We start from the raw sequence: 17,139 nt of genomic DNA on the forward strand, positions 1-17,139 counted from the left end.
GGGCCTCAGCCTGCCAGATCGCGCACGGTGCCGCTAGGGGATTCGCGCCAGCCTGCGGCGCGCGGGTCCATGATGCGTCGCCAGAGCGGCGGGACGAGGGCGAGCACGGCCATCACCGGCAGAGACTGCGGCAGGATCGGCATGGTCTGGCGGTTGAGTTGCAGCGCGGGATAGGGGCGCTGGGGCGTGACATGGTGATCCGAATGGCGCGGTGCATTAAGGGTCATGGCAGCCGACATCACCTGCGGCGCGTTCCACGAATGCTGCGGCCCGACTGGTTCCATGCGGCCCTCGGCTGTGCGCAGGCGGCGCAGCCCGTAGTGTTGCACATAGTCCGACAGAAGGATCTGACTCTGCGCATAGCCCGCGATGAAGAAAAGGGGCGCCACACCGGACGCCCCCAGCGTGGCGGCGGTGGTGAGGATGAGCGCCAGAGCGCCCCCGAGATAGGCCGCATAGGGATGGTGCCAAAGCGGGCGGTCGCCTTGGAGGCGCGATTCGGCGCGCAGTCCGGCGATGAAGCCGCCGGGCCAAGCGCGCGCGGCGTAGCGGTAGAATCCTTCGCCGGGGCGGGCGCTGCTGGGGTCCTCGGCGCTTGCGACATGGATGTGGTGGACGCGCAGATGGGCGCTGGCATGGTGGCCAAAGAGTAGCGAGGTATAGATGAGCCGCCCAAGGCGCCGTTTGGCGCGGGCGCTGCGGTGGATGAGGTCATGCGCCACCGGATGCGAGATCTGGCCGGTGGTGAGCCCTGCGGACACCGCCACCAAGGCGCGCTCCAGCGCGGTGAGATCATTCTGACCCGAAACAGCCCAGAGGGACAGGGCCAATACCGCGAAATGCCCCAGGCCAAGGACAACGAGCAGCCAGTCTGCGGCCGGAAATTCGGCGTTGGGATCAGGGTTGCCCGTCTGTCGGGCGATCAGGCGGTCGAGCGTAAAGACCATCACGGTGATATAGCCTAAGGCCAGCCAGCCCCAGACACCGCCCCAGAGCGCGGCGCAGGCGGTGAGGATCAGCGGCAGGCTGGCGGCGAGCGAAAAGAGCGGCATGGTGTGTTCCCGGTTTTGCCACAGTCTAATCCGGGGTAGAGGTCGCGCACAGGGTTTCCTTGCCGCACCCCGCCGCATTTCACGCCCTGATCAACGCGAATGGTGGTGCAAATGTCGTTTTTGAGGGCTCTGCCCCCAGCTCGGCCCGCTAGTTTCGGGCGCAACAGGGAAAGAGGATGATCGCAATGGCATTGGATGATCGCAAAGGCGTCTGGAAATCTGGGAACGGCAAAGGTCGTCGCACGCCAAAGGGTCGGCAGTTGGAGGATGGTGCTTGGGCTGAGGTTCAGGCGCTCTTGGGCGAGGGACCGCGGCGGCGTGATCTCTTGATCGAGTATCTGCACCGTATTCAGGACCAGTTCGGACATCTTTCTGCGGCGCATTTGCGGGCCTTGGCCGAAGAAATGCGTCTGTCCCAGGCCGAAGTTTATGAAGTTGCAAGTTTTTACGCGCATTTTGACGTGATCCGCGAAGGCGAGACCCCGCCGCCTGCGCTCACGATTCGGGTTTGCGATTCGCTGAGTTGCGAATTGGCCGGGGCGCAGGCTTTGAAATCGGCTCTGGAAGACGGGGTTGATCCGGGCCAAGTCCGCATTCTGCGCGCGCCCTGCATGGGGCGGTGTGATACTGCGCCGGTGGTCGAATTGGGCCACCATCATATCGATCACGCCACGCCCGAGAGCGTTCTTGCGGCGGTTGCGGCGGGCGACACCCACGCGCATGTGCCAGAGTACGAGGGATTTGAGGCGTATCGTGCCGCAGGTGGTTATGCCACGCTGGCGGATCTGCGGGCCGTCGCCAATGCCGACGCAGAATTCGAGCGCGTGCAGCAGACCTTGCTCGATGCCGGGTTGCGGGGTCTGGGCGGGGCGGGTTTTCCGTCGGGGCGCAAATGGGGCTTTGTGCGGGCCGAGGCCGGGCCGCGCTATCTGGCCGTGAATGGCGACGAGGGCGAGCCGGGCACGTTCAAGGACCGCTACTACCTCGAGCGGCAGCCACATCTTTTCCTTGAGGGGATGCTGATTGCCGCCTGGGCCGTGGCGGCGGAGCGCTGCTTTATCTACATGCGCGATGAATATCCGGCGGTGTTAGAGATTCTCGCGAGCGAGATTGCCGCACTTGAAGCGGCGGGGCTGATCGCGGCGGGCTATGTGGAACTGCGCCGGGGCGCGGGTGCCTATATCTGCGGTGAAGAAAGTGCCATGATCGAGTCGATCGAGGGTAACCGCGGTCTGCCGCGCCATCGTCCGCCGTTTGTGGCGCAAGTGGGCATTTTCAACCGCCCGACGCTGGTGAATAACGTGGAAACCCTGCTCTGGGTCACGCGCATCCTGCGCGAGGGGCCGGAAATTCTGAACAGTGTTGAGCATAATGGCCGCAAGGGGCTGCGGTCCTATTCGGTGTCCGGGCGGGTGAAAAATCCCGGCGTTCATCTTTTGCCGGCGGGCTCCACCATCACCGATATCATCGCGGCAGCGGGCGGCATGCTGGAGGGTCACAGCTTTAAGGCCTATCAGCCGGGCGGGCCGTCTTCGGGGCTGTTGCCTGCGTCGATGAACGATATTCCTCTCGATTTTGACACGTTGCAACCGCATGGCAGCTTTATCGGATCGGCGGCGGTGGTGGTGCTGTCGGACCATGACCGGGCGCGGGATGCGGCGCTGAACATGCTGCGGTTCTTTGAGGATGAGAGCTGTGGGCAATGCACGCCGTGCCGGGTGGGCTGTGAAAAGGCGGTCAAGCTGATGCAGGCCGACACCTGGGATCAGCCACTCTTGGCAGAGCTGTGCACCGCCATGTCGGATGCCAGCATCTGCGGGCTGGGACAGGCTGCGCCCAATCCCATTCGCTTGACGATGAAGCATTTCGCCGACGAAATCTGAGCCAAGCGCAGGCTTCCATCTCCCTTCGATCCGCATTAGGTCAGGACTGACACGCGGATCGGAGGGCGCATGGCGTTTTTCTCGAAACTCAAGGAACGGTTGTTCAAATCCTCTTCCAAGCTCGAAGAGGGGTTGGAGGCGATTGTAGACGAGGGGCGCGCAGAGGAGCCGACACCTACGGTTCCCGCGCCGGACACTGAGCCGGACCCGGCGCCGCCGGGGATTCCGCCGCGACCGCAGGAAGTGCCTGCGCCGCCGCCGCAAGAGGCTCCTGTCGATCCTGGTCCCCAAGAGGTGCCGCCACTGCCGTCCGGGGGCGTTGCCCCGGCGGTGCCGATGGAAATCCCCGCTGACCTGCCCGACGCCGCGCCGCGTGCCGGGTTTCTCGGGCGTATTCTGGGCCGGGGCGCAGGAGAGGTCGCGCCGCGCCGTGTGCTTGACGATGCGATGCTCGAGAGCCTTGAGGAATTGCTGATTGGTGCGGATATGGGCGTGGATACGGCACTGCGCGTCACGGCGAATATGGCCGAGGGGCGCATGGGCAAGCGGCTCTCGACGCAGGAAATCAAGGAATTGCTGGCGCAGGAGATCGCGCGGATCATGGACCCTGTGGCGCGCCCCATGCCGATTTACGCAAAACGTCCGCAGGTGGTGCTGGTGGTGGGCGTCAATGGCTCGGGCAAGACCACGACCATCGGCAAGCTCGCGGCACAGTTCAAATCGGCGGGCAAATCGGTGGTGATCGCTGCGGGGGACACGTTTCGTGCAGCCGCTGTCGAGCAGCTTCAGGTCTGGGGCGAGCGGGCGGGCGTGCCCGTGATGACCGCGCCGGAGGGATCGGACCCGGCGAGCCTCGCCTATGACGCGATGACCCGCGCCGAGGCGGAGGGGGCGGATCTCTTGATGATCGACACCGCCGGACGGTTGCAGAATCGCGCCGACCTGATGGAGGAACTGGCCAAGATCGTGCGGGTGATCCGGAAGAAAGACCCAAGTGCGCCGCATAACACGTTGCTCGTGCTCGACGCTACGACGGGGCAAAATGCACTGAGCCAGGTCGCGACCTTTCAGAAACTCGCCGATGTCTCGGGGCTGATCATGACCAAGCTCGACGGCACTGCGCGCGGTGGTGTGTTGGTCGCACTGGCGGATAAGTTCGGCCTGCCGATCCATGCCATCGGGGTGGGCGAGCAGATCGACGATCTGGCCCCGTTCGATCCGCAGGAGTTTGCCGCAGCTTTGACCGGCCTCGACGCGCGATGACGGTCAGGACGGTCCCGCGCCGACAGAGTGCGCCGCGTTACTTTTCGAGCAGTCCGACCACATACAGCACCAGCAAAACGATGGCCGTTGCCATGGCTGCGAGGGGCATCTGTCCGGAGCCACACGCAAGACCGATGGCCCCTGCGAGCCACATCGACGCGCCGGTGGTGATGTTATGGACATGGCCCCGTGAGGTGAAAATGGTTCCGGCGGCCAGAAAGGCGACCCCGGCGGTCACGGCCTCTACCAGACGCAGGGGGTCGACGCGCAGGGCGTCTTGTGCCCCGAAAGAGAGCGTGGCCAATTGCTGGCTGACCAGAATGAAGAGGCAGGCCGCGATCGACACCAGCATATGTGTCCGCAGGCCTGCGGGCTTGTGTTTGCTTTCCCGCTCGGCGCCAATCGCCTCGCCGAGCACGAGTGCGGCAACCATCCGGGTTGCGGCGACAAGGGGTGATACACTGCTGAACGTGCCGGAAAGCTCTTGGAGAATGATGTCGATCATGAGTTGGTCGATGCCGCCGTGCTGTGAGGTTGTCTCAAAGTTTAGCATGATCCGCCGCAGTGATGCGAGACATGCGCTATGAGTGCCTGGCTGATTTCGCTCGAGGGGACCGAGGCCGGTCACCATCTCGCGATGATGTTGGCATTGGCGGCGGCGCTCTTGCATGCGGTGTTTGGCGCGTTGCAGAAGGGGCGGCACGATCCCTGGCTCAGTCGGGGGGCGATTGATGCCAGCTATGCCGCTATGGCAGCACCTTTGGCCCTTTTTGTCGTGCCCTGGCCCGAGGCGCATATGTGGCCGATCTTTGCCGGCGCGGTGGTGATCCATATCGGCTATAAGGTGTTGCAGGCGATGGCCTATACCAAGGGCGCCTATACCGTGGTTTATCCGGTGGTGCGTGGGACCGGGCCGCTTTTCACGGTGATCGGCGCCTATGCGATTTTTGGAGAGGTGTTCACACCGGTGCAATGGCTGGGCGTGGGGGTGCTCTTGTGCGGGATTTACGGGCTCGCGGTCTATAACCTGCGCACGCTCACGCTCAACCGCGATACCATGCCACTGGCGCTGGGTCTGGCGGTGGCGACGGGGCTGTTCGTGGCGTTTTACACCACCTATGATGCCTATGGTATCCGGGCCGCCGCTGATCCGTTCACGTTCCTTGCGTGGTTCTTTTTTCTCGACGGGCTGACGATCCCGCCGTTTGCCTATCTGCGCTGGCGCAACCTTCCAGAGAGGCCAACGGTGGGCCCGTTGATGCTTCGTGGGGTCACGGGCGGGGTGGTGGCGTTTTTCTCTTTTGGGTCGATCATGCTGGCCACGCGCCTTGACAAGGTGGGCGAAGCGGCGGTGTTGCGCGAGACGTCGACGGTGTTCGCGGCCCTCATCGGGTGGCTGGTTCTCAAGGAAACCGTGGGGCCGCGACGTATTGCGCTCATGGCCTTGATCGCCGCAGGCGCGGTCATAGTTGAGATGGGCGGCTGAATGCGGCACAAGCCGAAGGACAGACAGGAGCGATGATTGAGATGAATGACACGCAGCCGCCCAAATGGGCCAAGCCGGTGCTGGAATTTGGCCCGGTTCTGGGGTTTTTCGCCGCCTATCTCTGGCTGAAAGACCGGGTCTTTACGATTGGCGGCACAGAGTATGAGGGGTTCATTGTGGTCACAGCCGGGTTTATTCCGGTGTTCCTGATCTCGATGGGCCTTTTGTGGCGGCTGACGGGGCATCTGAGCCGGATGCAGGTGGTCACGGCGGTGCTGATCGTGGTGTTTGGTGGACTCAGCGTCTGGTTCAACGATCCGCGGTTCTTCAAGATGAAACCGACGATGATCTATCTGCTGTTCGGTGGGGTGTTGGGATATGGGCTGATGCGTGGGCGCTCATATCTGCAATATGTGATGGAGGGGGTGATGCCGCTGACCGATGCGGGTTGGATGATCCTCACCCGGCGATTGATGCTGTTCTTCTTTGGTCTGGCGGTGCTGAACGAAGCGATCTGGCGCACACAGACCGAAGAAATCTGGGTCTATTTCAAGACCTTTGGCCTGACGGCGGCAATATTTCTGTTCTTCATGGCGCAAGGTGCGCTGTTTCGGGATCATTCCTCCGAGGAGGATGACAAGAGCGCATAAGTCCTGCGGCGGGGCGGTCCGGACAGGGCCGCCCCAAATATTGGGTCAGGCGTAGAACAGATCCTTGAAGACATGGTAAGCGATGTCTTCGCGGCGCAGACCCATACGGGCCAGTTCCGCGTCGGATTTCGCTTCGAGTGCCTCAATCCGGTTGCGCCGTGAGGTCACGGCAGCGTGTGCCTCAAGCCCGCGGATCAGTGCAGCCGTGAATCGTTTCCAGACTTCGCGCAGCGGCGATGCGGAAACGTTTGTTGTGATATTCGCCATTGGAAACCTCACTTGAATTGTGTTTGGTTTCCTCCCTGCTGTGAACATAGGTCAGTGGGGTTGACGTGACCACCACCGAAAAGGAATGGCCGGGTTGCAACGGATGCATCCCGGCCTGATCGGATCAGTCAGGTTTCACCTTGGTCGCGGGGGCCGGCATCGCGGGGGGCGTCGACGGCGTGCGCGGACGCTTGGGCGGTGTTGGTTCGGCAGGCGACGCGGTCGTGGCCGCCGGGGCGGGCTGAGGTGCTTGCGCTTTGACGGGCTGCGGTGCCGCTTTGACCTCGGTCACCGGGTCCTTGGCGGGCGCGGATGGGGTCGCCGCCTTGGGCGTCGGGGCAGGTGCCGCGACTGCTGCCTTTGGGGCGGCGGCCGGTGCTGGAGCGGGTGCCGGTGTCGGTGTCGGCGCGGTCACGGGCGTTGGGGTTTTGGCCACGGGGGCAGGGGCGGGGGGAGCGGGGGCGGCTTTTGCCTCGGGAACTGGGGCGGGTTTCGGCGTTGCAACCACGGCTGGTTTCGTCGCGGCGGTCTTGGCCCGTTTGGCAGGACGCGGTTTTGCGGGGGATTTTGCCGCCTGTGCCTCTGATTTTGGCGCCTCTGTTTTGGCCGGAGCGGCAGGTGTTGCGGCCTTGTCGGCCATCCCCCGCGCAAAGGGGCCCGCCTTTAAGGCAGCCTCGCCGAAGACCTGCGCGACGCGCAGCTGTTTTTCAATCATATATCCGGTGAAGCGGATTCCGGCGGCGGAAAGTTTCAGCGGAAGGTCAGGAGCAAGCATGGTTTCGTCCCTTTCAACAGGTGCGCCCTACGCTTAGCGCAGACGGATGACAGAATATAACGCGCGCATCGCTGCGTTGCAGCAATTTGACCGTAGGTCAAATCACAATCGTAGCGCTACGCGGATTTCTGCTTAAATTCTCGCCGTCTCGCCTGATTTCCGCGCTTATCGCCCGTGAATCAGCGTCTGAAACAATTTTGGATCGAGACTTTGCGCGGCAAAGGTCTCGCCCTCGGTCAGAACGCTGACGGCATCATGGCTGTGCAAGCTCTCTTGATGGCTGGCGATAATGCGGAAATCCCCGATGCGGGGATCGGAGAGCAACTGTTCACAAAAGAGCCGTGCCGCATCCTCGACAAAAATCGGATTGGCGGCGTTCAATTCGGCAAAGGCCTGTTCATCCTCTCGCTTGACCATCACTTGCGTCTCGGTTGGCACGGCGCGACGGGCCAATTCAATCAAATCCTCGAACCAGAGGCAGTCGTTTTCGATCAGCTCGACCGAAATCCTCGCAACCGAGCGCTGAGAATGGGGCGTCGCAAGCTGGCCGCGTGCAGACCGCGCATGTTCGCTGAGTTCCAGCGAGCAGGGGCAGGTTGAGGAATAGACGTAATCGAGATGCATGAACTTGCGCTTGATCCCGGCGGATTCGACCAGTTCCATTGCGATGTCGTAATATTGAAAGCCCTCCAGACCCGAACGCAGCGAGCGCACCTTGGCCGGGTAGGAGAGGCGCATTTGCAGGCGCGCATCGACCGACTCGAGATCGGTGATGTAATCGGCCAAAGCCGCCTCCATCACCTCGGCGCTGAAGGTCTTTTCGGCGTGTTTGTAGAAACTGCGCATGATCCGGGACATGTTGATGCCCTTTTTGCCCGCATCAAGGCTGACCGTGCCCGTGACCGAAGTCTCGAGCGTCAAGTCGCCATTGTCGCGGGTATGGTAACGGATCGGCAGGCGGAAATTGGAAATCCCCACATGTTGCAACTGCTGTCTGGTGCCGCGAATAAGTGACGCGGGGCCGTTTTGCAGGTCGGGCAGGGTGGCAAGATAGGCCGGATTGGTCGCGAAATCCTCTGGGTAGTCGCGCGCCAAAAGAGGGTAATTCGACAGTTCGCCCGAGGGCAGGAGCCGCGCGATTGCCGGGTCGAGATCGGCCACTTCCTCTGGGGAGGCGGCGCGCGCCCAATCCCGCAAAAGCGCAAGCGCTTCCTTAGCCTCGTCCCGATCCGGTGCAGGCTTCATTTCAGACGGATGCACATTCATCGCAAAACTTCCCTTCAGCTCTGCCAGACCCTTACATATAGCGTTTTGGCAGGAATTGCTATTATCGTAGGGATTTACGCCAAATGCGGCAAAGCGGATCATTCAAGCTCCGGAAATAGCTGAAAAACTTTTTGCTCTCAGCCTGCGGCCTCCAGGGCATTGCGAATGTCGTCGATCAGATCGCCGCAATCTTCCAGCCCTACGCTCAATCGGACAAGGCCCGGTGTGATACCGAGCGCCGCCTTTTGATCGGCAGGCAGGCGTTGGTGCGTGGTGGTGGCGGGGTGGGTCACGATGGATTTCGCATCGCCCAGATTGTTCGAGATGATCACGATGTCCAGCGCGTTCAGGAAGCGGAAGGCCGCCTCTTGCCCGCCCTTGAGGTCGAGCGCCAGAACCGTGCCGCCTTCGCCCATCTGCGCGCGCACCAGAGCGTGCTGCGGATGGTCAGGCAGACCCGGATAGATCACCCGTGCCAGACGCGCATCGCCCTGCAAGGCCTCGGCAATCGTCTGTGCGCTTGCGGTCTGTGCGCGCACGCGCAGGTCGATGGTCTCGAGCCCCTTGAGCATGACCCAAGCCGTGAAGGGCGACATCGAGCCGCCGGTGTGTTTCATGTAGGGTTCAACCGTGCCGCGGATGAAATCGCGCGTGCCGAGGATCACCCCGCCCAGTGTGCGGCCTTGCCCGTCGATATGCTTGGTCGCGGAATAGATCACCACATCCGCACCCTGTTCGATGGCGCGGGAAAAGACGGGTGTGGCAAAAACATTGTCCACCAGCACGAGCGCGCCCGCCGCATGGGCCAACTCCGCCACCGCGCGGATATCGACCACGTCGAGCGTGGGGTTCGAGATGGTCTCGAAGAATACCGCCTTGGTGCCGGGCCGGATCGCCGCGCGCCATTGGTCCAGATCGGTGCCATCGACGAAAGTCACCTCGACCCCGAACCGGGTCAGGATTTCCTCGAGCACATAGAGGCAGGAGCCGAATAGGGCACGGGCGGACACCACATGGTCGCCTGACCGCAGCATCGACGTGAGCGCGCCCGAGACAGCCGCCATGCCGCTTGCGGTGGCAAAGGCATCCTCGGCACCCTCAAGGGCTGCGATCCGGTCTTCGAACATCGCGACGGTGGGGTTGCCATAGCGGGCATAGATGAACTCATCCGCGCCCGCCTTGATGAACCGCGCCTCCGCCGCCTCGGCGGTGTCATAGACAAACCCTTGGGTGAGGAAAATCGCTTCGCTCACCTCGTTATACTGGCTGCGTCGCGTGCCGCCATGCACCAGTTTGGTGCGCTTTTGCCAAGTCTCGCTCATATCCAACCTCCGGGCAGCCCGCCCATGAAAAAAGCCCCGACGCGGTCAAGCGAAAGGGGCCTTTCATCCTGACCTTTTAGCGGTTTGTTTAACGTGGCCCGCAATCCGGTAACAAATCGCCACAGTCGCGCATTACTCCTGCGTGCGGGCGTCGTCAACTGTGTCACGCAGGTTTCATGCAAGCGTCACCTTAGCGACGTATGTGTCGGTTACCCCACACCCACAACATCTAGTGGGATGAGGGACATGCCGCTGATCCATGTGAATGCGGGGCCAATGGGGCCGATGGTGCATGACGGGCCGGGTGATCTGGACTCTGTCCTGTCCGGTCTCGCAGCGGGAGATGGCCCCGTGATCGTGATGGTGCATGGCTTCAAATACGCGCCCAACCATCCCACGGAATGCCCGCATCGCCACATTTTTTCGCTCGCCCCGGAGCGCACCTGTTTCAAGGTGCGCAGTTGGCCTGCCGGGTTGGGATTTGGCGCGGGTGCGCCTGACGAAGGGTTGGGCATCGGGTTTGGCTGGCAGGCGCGTGGCCATATCTGGGGTGCCTATGCCGAGGCGGCTGAGGCGGGTCGCCAACTGGCGCAGGTGATTGAGATGTGTCGCGCCATTGCCCCGGAGCGGCCCATTCACGCGGTGGCGCATTCGCTGGGCGCGCGGGTTGTCCTCTCGGCGCTGCGGCATTTGCAGGCGGGGGCGTTGAGCCGGGTGATCCTGTTGGCAGGGGCGGAATTTGGTCAGCGCGCGGCAGAGGCGCTCGACACACCTGCGGGGCGCTGTGCAGAGGTGATCAATATCACCAGCCGCGAGAATGATTTTTACGATTTCCTGTTGGAATGTCTCATTGCCCCGCCCAAACGCGGCGACCGGAGTCTGGGCCTTGCGCTGCCCAGCGGGGCCAATGTGCTGAACCTTCAGATGGACCATTCCGGCACATTGGCGGCGCTGGAGCGTGCGGGATTTGCCATAGCGCCTGCGACAGCGCGTATCTGTCACTGGTCGCCCTATACCCGGCCCGGTGTCTTTGGCCTTTACAACAGCCTGTTGCGCCGTGGCCCGGATTTGCCGCTTGGCGCGCTCCGGGCGGCGCTGCCTTGCGTATCCGAACCGCGCTGGTCGCGCCTTTTGACCCTGCCAGAGATACGCCTGCCCTTGCCAATGGGCCGCAAACCGTCATTCTGAGCGCGCACACTGCGCAGGAGACTGACCGATGCCCGCCCCGATTGACCTCTATTACTGGCCCACGCCGAATGGCTGGAAAGTTTCCATCGCCCTCGAGGAAATGGGCCTGCCGTATCGCTGTCACCTAATTGATATTGGGGCGGGCGATCAGCATGCCCCTGAGTATCTGAAAATCTCGCCCAACAATCGCATCCCCGCCATCACCGACCCCGACGGGCCGGACGGCGCGCCGATCCATATTTTCGAATCCGGTGCGATCCTGCAATATCTGGCGCGCAAGACCGGGCAGTTTTATGGCGAGAGCATGCGCGACCACATCGCGGTCGATCAATGGCTGATGTGGCAGATGGGCGGTGTCGGGCCAATGGCTGGTCAGGCGCATCATTTCCTGAAATTCGCCAAGGACGATATCCCCTATGCCAAGGACCGCTACCGGGGTGAGGTGGCGCGGCTTTATGGCGTCCTCGATCGGCAATTGGCCGGCCATGACTTTGTTGCAGGTGATTTTTACTCCATCGCCGATATGGCGCTCTGGGGCTGGTGCTCGCTCTGGGAGGGGCAGCAACAGACGCTGGAGGACAAGCCGCATTTCGCCCGCTGGCTCGAGCGTGTGGGAGCGCGGGAGGGGGTCCGGCGCGGGCGGGCATTGCATGCCGACAAGCGACGTGATCCGACCGCGAAGCCGTGAGTCGCAGACAGCTATTGCGGTGGGTGAGGCCGAGTTGATGGGAATGCTGCAATGCAGCAACACTTTGCGCGGCATTCAACAGGGTGCGCGATTTTTGCGATCTGTTGCGGTATCATGAGCAAAGGGAGGGGACCTGTCTGATCCAAGAAAGGGAACCCCATGGCCGAAAGCGACCTGATAACCCGGTTCATGCCCGCCCAATGGCGGCGCGATCTGGATCTTTTTCTGGTGGAACGCGCCGCCGGGATGAATGGCTATCTCTTGGCGCGCCAGAGGATTGCGAGTGTGGCCTATCTTCAGAGCCTAAGCGAGTCGGAACTGGCAAGCATGGGCCTGAGCCGTAGTGATATACCGAGCTTTGTGTTCGAGGACATTCTGCCGGATTAAGAGGGCCGCGCAAGCGCTGATCCAGCTTGACAGTCTGAGTGGCAACCGCCAACTCTGCGCCTCATGTTCGATATGCGACCCGTGGGATATCTCGTTGGCCTGATGGTCATGGCCATGGGCCTGACCATGGCGTTGCCGCTTTTGGTGGATATCGCCGAAGGGCGGGACCATTGGCCGGTGTTTGCCGAAAGCATGATCGTGACCTGCCTGATGGGGGGGCTCGTGGCCTTGGCCTGCAAGAATTCTGTGGGTCAGGGGCTGACGATCCAACAGGCGTTTTTGCTGACCACGCTGGTCTGGGTGGCGCTGCCGCTTTTTGGAGCGCTGCCGTTCATTCTGGGTGAGACCCGGTTGGGGTTCATTGACGCGTTTTTTGAAGCGATGTCAGGCGTCACGACGACAGGTGCGACAGTAATCGCCGGGCTCGATGACCTGCCAAAGGGGCTGTTGCTGTGGCGCGGCATTCTGCAATGGTTGGGCGGCCTTGGGATCGTGATCGTTGCGCTGGTTTTTCTGCCAGAAATGCGGGTGGGGGGGATGCAGTTCTTTCGCGCCGAAGGGTTTGACACCTTTGGCAAGGCGCTGCCGCGCACGATCGACATCTCGAAAGGGGTGCTGAACGTCTATCTTGGGCTGACGGCGGTCTGTACGCTGAGCTATTTGACGCTGGGAATGGGGGCGTTCGATGCGACAGTGCATGCGCTGACCACTGTGTCCACTGGCGGTTTCTCGTCTTATGATGTGTCCTTCGGAGCGTTTCCAGGGCCACCGCAATATGCCTGCGTTTTGTTTATGATCCTTGCGAGTCTGCCCTTTGTGCGAATGATGCAGGGGGTGCATGGCAATCTGGAACCGATCTATCGCGACACGCAGGTGCGCACCTATCTGCGCTGGCTGTTCTATGCGTTTGCGTTGGTGGCACTCTATGATTTCCTGATGAATGACCGGATCACCGAAGAAAGCCTGCGGGAGCGGTTGTTCAACGTGGTCTCGATTTTCACCGGCACGGGATATGGCGACGGCGACGTGACGGCCTGGGGCAATTTTCCATTTGTTGTGTTGATCGCGGTTGGCGCGATTGGCGGCTGCACGGGGTCCACGGGCTGTTCCATCAAGATTTTCCGCTACCAGCTCATGTTGCGGGCTCTGGGGCAGCAGGCGCGTCGAATCTTTAACCCATCGAGTGTGATGGTGCTGCGCCATGAGGGGCGAAAGGTGGAAGATGAGGTTTTGCAATCGGTGATGCTCCTCTTCACCGTCTATATCCTGTCGCTGGGCTTCTTTTCGGTGGCCCTCGAACTCACAGGGTTGACCTTGATGGAATCGGTCACAGGGGCCTGGACCTCGATCTTCAATGTCGGTCCCGCCTTTGGCCAGAGTGTGGGGGCGACTGGATCGCTCTCGGCTTTTCCCGATGCGGCCAAGGTATTGATGATTCTTGCCATGTTGATGGGGCGGTTGGAGATTCTGGCCGTCATCGTGCTCATTCTGCCGTCATTCTGGCGTCCTTAACATTCTGACCTCATAAGGAGCCTGAGATGGCTGAGAAATCCGTTGAGTTTCGCGCACAGGCACCCTTGGGGGCGCAGATCAGCCATATGCTGAAATCGCGCGGGGTTGAGGTGATCTTTGGTATTCCGGGGGTGCATAATCAGGAAATGTATCGCGGGATCGAAGAGGCCGGGATCACGCATGTTCTCGCGCGGCATGAACAGGGCGCGGGGTTCATGGCCGATGGCTATGCGCGGGCCACGGGCCAACCGGGTGTGGCCTATGTGATCACCGGGCCGGGGCTGTGCAATATCCTGACGCCGCTGGGGCAGGCGTGGTCGGACAGTGTGCCGGTGCTGGTGCTGTCGTCCTGTCTGGACGAGACGGCGGCGCAACAGGGGCAGTTGCACCAGATGCGCGATCAGCGCGCGGCGGCGGGCTGTGTCTGTGAGTGGAGCGAAGAGGCGCGGGATGCCGCCAGTGCCTATCGGCTGATTGACCGCGCGCTTGTGGAGTTTGCCACGCGGCGCGGCAGGCCACGGCATATTCAGGTGCCGATTGCGGCGCTGGAAGGGATGGCCGAGGCGGCGCCTGTGGCGGTGGCTTTGGATCATGCGCCGGTGCTGGCCGCTGAGGTGGCGGCGGAGATGGCCGAGGCGCTGACGCACGCGCGCAAGCCGCTGCTCATTCTGGGCGGCGGGGCTGTGAAAAGTGCCGAGGCGTGGCGCGAGATTGCCACGCGGCTGGGGGCTGCGACCTTTACCAGCTATGCTGGGCGCGGGATCATGGGGGTGGAGGCGCCGCTCGATTTTGGGGCCTATCTGGCGCGGCCTGACAGTGCGTCGGTCATCGCTGAGGCCGATCTTGTGCTGGTCGTGGGCAGCGAGTTGTCGCAGAACGATCTGTGGCGGGCAGATTTGGGGCATCGTGCGCCGCTGATCCGGGTGGATATCGACGCGAGCGTTCTGGGTGGGGCTGTATCGGGAGATCGCCGGATTCTCGCGGATGCGGGCGCGCTCGGGCGTGCGCTCTTGACGCACGACCTTGGGCCTCGTGGCGGCTGGCGGCCTGAAGAGATCGCGTCCGCGCGGGCGCGGTGGCGGGCCGAGAGCGATGCGGAGCGGCCCGGCATTGCCAGCCTTTGCGACACCTTGCGCGCGGCGCTGCCGGAGGACACGATGATCTATTCCGACATGACGCAATTCGCCTATGTCGCCAAGGAGGTCTGGCCAATGGCGCGGCCCGGTCACTGGCATCATCCCACCGGCTTTGGCACGCTGGGCTATGCGCTGCCTGCAGCGATTGGCGGGGCGATGGCGCGGCGGGGCAAGCCCACGGTCGCAATCGCGGGCGATTACGGGTTTCAGTATACGGTGCAGGAACTGGGCACGGCGGTCGAGCAGGGATTGGCCCTGCCGATCCTGATCTGGGACAATACCAAGCTGAAAGAGATCGAGGACAGCATGGTGCGCGCGCAGATCGCGCCCAATGCGGTCAAGGCGCATAATCCTGATTTCTGCGCCCTTGCGCGGGCGTATGGCGCGCATGCCGTGGCCCCGCAGAGTGCCACGGCGTTGCAAGAGGCGGTGCAGGCGGCGCTGTGCGCAGACCGCCCCACGCTGATCCATATGACGCCGGTGTTGTCGGAGCAGGGTCAGTAGACATCGCTGCGACCGCTTACGGAAATATAGGCCGGGCAGCCGGGCCGGGCGGTGTTGATGATGAGATACCAGACGGTTTCTCCGGGCCGCCCGGTGCGGGAGTATTCGCATCCCGAGGGGTGGGTCCACCATTGGCCCTGATGGTTGGCGGGGGGCATGACGCTGCTGTTGCCGACCTTGATCTGAGTGGCGCGCCCGACTTTCTTTGAGACATCCGCATGCGCGGACCCGGTCAGACCGAGCGTAATGGCCGTGACAAATGACAGGATGGTTCTCATGATATGGACTCCAATTGACGAGGGCGTTTGGCTGTTGCGGCCAAGACTGCTGTGTTTGGGTCTTGAGTTCACCGCCTTGCAGGGGCGCGTTGGCGTCAAGACCATGTCAAAAGAACGACCCTCACTTAGACTTATTCCCAAATTGTGCGCATTCGGGAGGCTGGCGTCGTGGATCTTTCGTAAGAAATTGAATTTAATGAAATATTATCAGGCAGGATGGGGCGATCTGGAGCGATTGATCGACTGCTCTTAGCCGTGCTGTGCCGGGTGTTTATAAGGTCACTACATCCGTGCCCGACAGATCGCACTCTGCGGAGTGCTACGCGTACTTCGCTCAGGTGGCGCGCATTCCTTGACGCGCTGTGTGACGATGTGGTCTCGTGTGTGAAGGGCCAAGCAAAATCAATGCCTTGCATGATTTAAATGGCAGCCCGAGCGGCTGCCATGATAGGTGCTGTGACCTGTCGGAAGGAACCATATATGTCGATATAATAAGCGAAAAAAACACCTTCCTTGGCACTATGTTTCATCACAATGTTGATTGTCACTGAGAACTGACCCGGCATTTTCATCGAGATCTGACCCACCCAGTCGTTATGATCTGCTGATTATGATGGCGTCAATGCTGTTGCCTCCTTTCGCTTTTTCTTTGCCGTTTCGGAGCTGGCCTTGAAGCGGTAGCTGTCATTGCCGGTCTCGAGGATGTGGCAGCGATGAGTGAGACGATCGAGTAGCGCTGTGGTCATTTTGGCATCGCCAAAGACGCTGGCCCATTCACTGAAGCTCAGGTTGGTGGTGATGATGACGCTGGTGCGTTCATAGAGTTTGCTCAGAAGATGGAAGAGCAGCGCGCCACCAGAGGCGCTGAACGGCAGATATCCCAGCTCGTCCAGGATCACCAAGTCGGTCTTGACCAGCGCCTCGGCGATCTTCCCGGCCTTGCCGTGAGCCTTTTCCTGCTCCAGCGCGTTGACCAGTTCGACGGTTGAGAAGAAGCGCACGCGTTTACGATGATGCTCGATGGCCTGAATGCCGAGAGCCGTTGCAACGTGTGATTTCCCTGTCCCCGGACCTCCGATCAGCACCACATTCTCAGCCGCGTCCATAAACTCACAACGATGAAGTTGACGGACCAAGGCTTCACGGATCTCGCTGGCGGCAAAGTCGAAGCCAGAGAGGTCTTTATAGGCCGGAAAGCGCGCCGCCTTCATGTGATAGGCGATAGAGCGCACCTCGCGTTCGGCCATTTCCGCTTTGAGCAGTTGCGACAGGATCGGCATGGCGGCTTCAAATGCGGGCGATCCTTGCTCATGCAAATCCTGCACAGCCTGCGCCATGCCTGGCATCTTCAGGCTGCGCAACATGATGACGATGGCAGCACCTGCGGGATCATGACGCATCGCGCACTCCTTTCTGGCGCGCAACCCATCATAGCGCGCGACGTTGGCCTCGGCTCCTGGCTCAGCGACAAGCGGCTGGAGG

Annotated in this window: 17 protein-coding genes and 1 riboswitch; of the genes, 9 read left to right on the forward strand and 8 right to left on the reverse strand. The window is 61.7% G+C overall.

Annotated features, from left to right (window positions below; all coding sequences use genetic code 11):
* Nucleotides 1–5 precede the first annotated feature (5 nt).
* Nucleotides 6–1,052: an alkane 1-monooxygenase gene (locus ROS217_RS12945; protein WP_009818215.1), complete on the reverse strand. Its 1,047-nt coding sequence runs from the start codon at nt 1,050–1,052 to the stop codon at nt 6–8.
* A gap of 185 nt (nt 1,053–1,237) precedes the next feature.
* Here ROS217_RS12945 and ROS217_RS12950 point away from each other — a divergent pair, with 185 nt between their 5' ends.
* Nucleotides 1,238–2,935: an NAD(P)H-dependent oxidoreductase subunit E gene (locus tag ROS217_RS12950; protein WP_198134890.1), complete on the forward strand. Its 1,698-nt coding sequence runs from the start codon at nt 1,238–1,240 to the stop codon at nt 2,933–2,935.
* A gap of 69 nt (nt 2,936–3,004) precedes the next feature.
* Nucleotides 3,005–4,198 (forward strand): signal recognition particle-docking protein FtsY, encoded by a 1,194-nt coding sequence (ftsY, locus tag ROS217_RS12955; RefSeq protein WP_009818217.1) that lies wholly within the window; start codon nt 3,005–3,007, stop codon nt 4,196–4,198.
* Nucleotides 4,199–4,235: 37 nt separating this feature from the next.
* On the opposite strand, the gene ROS217_RS12960 is transcribed toward ftsY, so the two are convergent.
* A complete protein-coding gene (locus ROS217_RS12960; protein ID WP_009818218.1) occupies nt 4,236–4,751 on the reverse strand; it encodes an MgtC/SapB family protein in 516 nt (171 codons plus the stop codon).
* A 30-nt stretch (nt 4,752–4,781) separates the two neighbouring features.
* Between ROS217_RS12960 and ROS217_RS12965 the strand changes: the two genes are divergently transcribed.
* Together ROS217_RS12965 and ROS217_RS12970 are read left to right on the forward strand one after the other, a co-directional pair.
* Nucleotides 4,782–5,684, forward strand: a complete 903-nt coding sequence (locus ROS217_RS12965; protein WP_009818219.1) for an EamA family transporter — start codon at nt 4,782–4,784, stop codon at nt 5,682–5,684.
* A 32-nt stretch (nt 5,685–5,716) separates the two neighbouring features.
* Nucleotides 5,717–6,334, forward strand: a complete 618-nt coding sequence (locus ROS217_RS12970; protein WP_009818220.1) for an inner membrane-spanning protein YciB — start codon at nt 5,717–5,719, stop codon at nt 6,332–6,334.
* Between the two features lie 45 nt (nt 6,335–6,379).
* On the opposite strand, the gene ROS217_RS12975 is transcribed toward ROS217_RS12970, so the two are convergent.
* The 4 genes from ROS217_RS12975 to metZ form a co-directional block, all read right to left on the reverse strand.
* Complete coding sequence (locus ROS217_RS12975) at nt 6,380–6,601, reverse strand: hypothetical protein (protein WP_009818221.1); 222 nt, start codon at nt 6,599–6,601, stop codon at nt 6,380–6,382.
* 124 nt (nt 6,602–6,725) lie between these two features.
* Nucleotides 6,726–7,376, reverse strand: a complete 651-nt coding sequence (locus tag ROS217_RS24115) for a hypothetical protein (RefSeq protein WP_009818222.1) — start codon at nt 7,374–7,376, stop codon at nt 6,726–6,728.
* Nucleotides 7,377–7,541: 165 nt separating this feature from the next.
* A complete protein-coding gene (gene folE2, locus ROS217_RS12985) occupies nt 7,542–8,642 on the reverse strand; it encodes a GTP cyclohydrolase FolE2 (protein ID WP_040651460.1) in 1,101 nt (366 codons plus the stop codon).
* 137 nt (nt 8,643–8,779) lie between these two features.
* Complete coding sequence (metZ, locus tag ROS217_RS12990; protein WP_009818224.1) at nt 8,780–9,964, reverse strand: O-succinylhomoserine sulfhydrylase; 1,185 nt, start codon at nt 9,962–9,964, stop codon at nt 8,780–8,782.
* A gap of 56 nt (nt 9,965–10,020) precedes the next feature.
* A riboswitch (SAM riboswitch) is annotated at nt 10,021–10,097 on the reverse strand.
* Between the two features lie 113 nt (nt 10,098–10,210).
* Here metZ and ROS217_RS12995 point away from each other — a divergent pair.
* The 5 genes from ROS217_RS12995 (at nt 10,211) to ROS217_RS13015 (ending at nt 15,379) form a co-directional block, all read left to right on the forward strand.
* Nucleotides 10,211–11,152: a DUF726 domain-containing protein gene (locus tag ROS217_RS12995; RefSeq protein ID WP_009818225.1), complete on the forward strand. Its 942-nt coding sequence runs from the start codon at nt 10,211–10,213 to the stop codon at nt 11,150–11,152.
* 28 nt (nt 11,153–11,180) lie between these two features.
* Nucleotides 11,181–11,840 (forward strand): glutathione S-transferase N-terminal domain-containing protein, encoded by a 660-nt coding sequence (locus ROS217_RS13000; RefSeq protein WP_009818226.1) that lies wholly within the window; start codon nt 11,181–11,183, stop codon nt 11,838–11,840.
* A 159-nt stretch (nt 11,841–11,999) separates the two neighbouring features.
* On the forward strand, nt 12,000–12,227 hold the full coding sequence (locus ROS217_RS13005; RefSeq protein WP_009818227.1) for a DUF1127 domain-containing protein: 228 nt from the start codon (nt 12,000–12,002) through the stop codon (nt 12,225–12,227).
* A gap of 63 nt (nt 12,228–12,290) precedes the next feature.
* Nucleotides 12,291–13,739, forward strand: a complete 1,449-nt coding sequence (locus ROS217_RS13010) for a TrkH family potassium uptake protein (protein WP_009818228.1) — start codon at nt 12,291–12,293, stop codon at nt 13,737–13,739.
* 26 nt (nt 13,740–13,765) lie between these two features.
* The gene (locus ROS217_RS13015) at nt 13,766–15,379 is read left to right on the forward strand and encodes a thiamine pyrophosphate-binding protein (protein ID WP_009818229.1); all 1,614 of its coding nucleotides are present in this window, start codon (nt 13,766–13,768) and stop codon (nt 15,377–15,379) included.
* Here ROS217_RS13015 and ROS217_RS13020 read toward each other — a convergent pair.
* Complete coding sequence (locus ROS217_RS13020; RefSeq protein WP_009818230.1) at nt 15,373–15,657, reverse strand: hypothetical protein; 285 nt, start codon at nt 15,655–15,657, stop codon at nt 15,373–15,375. The genes ROS217_RS13015 and ROS217_RS13020 overlap by 7 nt on opposite strands.
* A gap of 608 nt (nt 15,658–16,265) precedes the next feature.
* Nucleotides 16,266–17,057: an IS21-like element helper ATPase IstB gene (istB, locus tag ROS217_RS13030; RefSeq protein ID WP_009816053.1), complete on the reverse strand. Its 792-nt coding sequence runs from the start codon at nt 17,055–17,057 to the stop codon at nt 16,266–16,268.
* Nucleotides 17,058–17,139 lie beyond the last annotated feature (82 nt).

Source organism: Roseovarius sp. 217, assembly GCF_000152845.1.
Taxonomy (GTDB): Bacteria; Pseudomonadota; Alphaproteobacteria; order Rhodobacterales; family Rhodobacteraceae; genus Roseovarius.

Coding starts and splice junctions, on each gene's coding strand:
- ROS217_RS12945 (WP_009818215.1), bottom strand. CDS start 1,052: ATGCCGCTCTTTTCGCTCGCCGCCAGCCTGCCGCTGATCCTCACCGCC.
- ROS217_RS12950 (WP_198134890.1), top strand. CDS start 1,238: ATGGCATTGGATGATCGCAAAGGCGTCTGGAAATCTGGGAACGGCAAA.
- ftsY (WP_009818217.1), top strand. CDS start 3,005: ATGGCGTTTTTCTCGAAACTCAAGGAACGGTTGTTCAAATCCTCTTCC.
- ROS217_RS12960 (WP_009818218.1), bottom strand. CDS start 4,751: ATGCTAAACTTTGAGACAACCTCACAGCACGGCGGCATCGACCAACTC.
- ROS217_RS12965 (WP_009818219.1), top strand. CDS start 4,782: ATGAGTGCCTGGCTGATTTCGCTCGAGGGGACCGAGGCCGGTCACCAT.
- ROS217_RS12970 (WP_009818220.1), top strand. CDS start 5,717: ATGATTGAGATGAATGACACGCAGCCGCCCAAATGGGCCAAGCCGGTG.
- ROS217_RS12975 (WP_009818221.1), bottom strand. CDS start 6,601: ATGGCGAATATCACAACAAACGTTTCCGCATCGCCGCTGCGCGAAGTC.
- ROS217_RS24115 (WP_009818222.1), bottom strand. CDS start 7,376: ATGCTTGCTCCTGACCTTCCGCTGAAACTTTCCGCCGCCGGAATCCGC.
- folE2 (WP_040651460.1), bottom strand. CDS start 8,642: ATGAATGTGCATCCGTCTGAAATGAAGCCTGCACCGGATCGGGACGAG.
- metZ (WP_009818224.1), bottom strand. CDS start 9,964: ATGAGCGAGACTTGGCAAAAGCGCACCAAACTGGTGCATGGCGGCACG.
- ROS217_RS12995 (WP_009818225.1), top strand. CDS start 10,211: ATGCCGCTGATCCATGTGAATGCGGGGCCAATGGGGCCGATGGTGCAT.
- ROS217_RS13000 (WP_009818226.1), top strand. CDS start 11,181: ATGCCCGCCCCGATTGACCTCTATTACTGGCCCACGCCGAATGGCTGG.
- ROS217_RS13005 (WP_009818227.1), top strand. CDS start 12,000: ATGGCCGAAAGCGACCTGATAACCCGGTTCATGCCCGCCCAATGGCGG.
- ROS217_RS13010 (WP_009818228.1), top strand. CDS start 12,291: ATGTTCGATATGCGACCCGTGGGATATCTCGTTGGCCTGATGGTCATG.
- ROS217_RS13015 (WP_009818229.1), top strand. CDS start 13,766: ATGGCTGAGAAATCCGTTGAGTTTCGCGCACAGGCACCCTTGGGGGCG.
- ROS217_RS13020 (WP_009818230.1), bottom strand. CDS start 15,657: ATGAGAACCATCCTGTCATTTGTCACGGCCATTACGCTCGGTCTGACC.
- istB (WP_009816053.1), bottom strand. CDS start 17,057: ATGCGTCATGATCCCGCAGGTGCTGCCATCGTCATCATGTTGCGCAGC.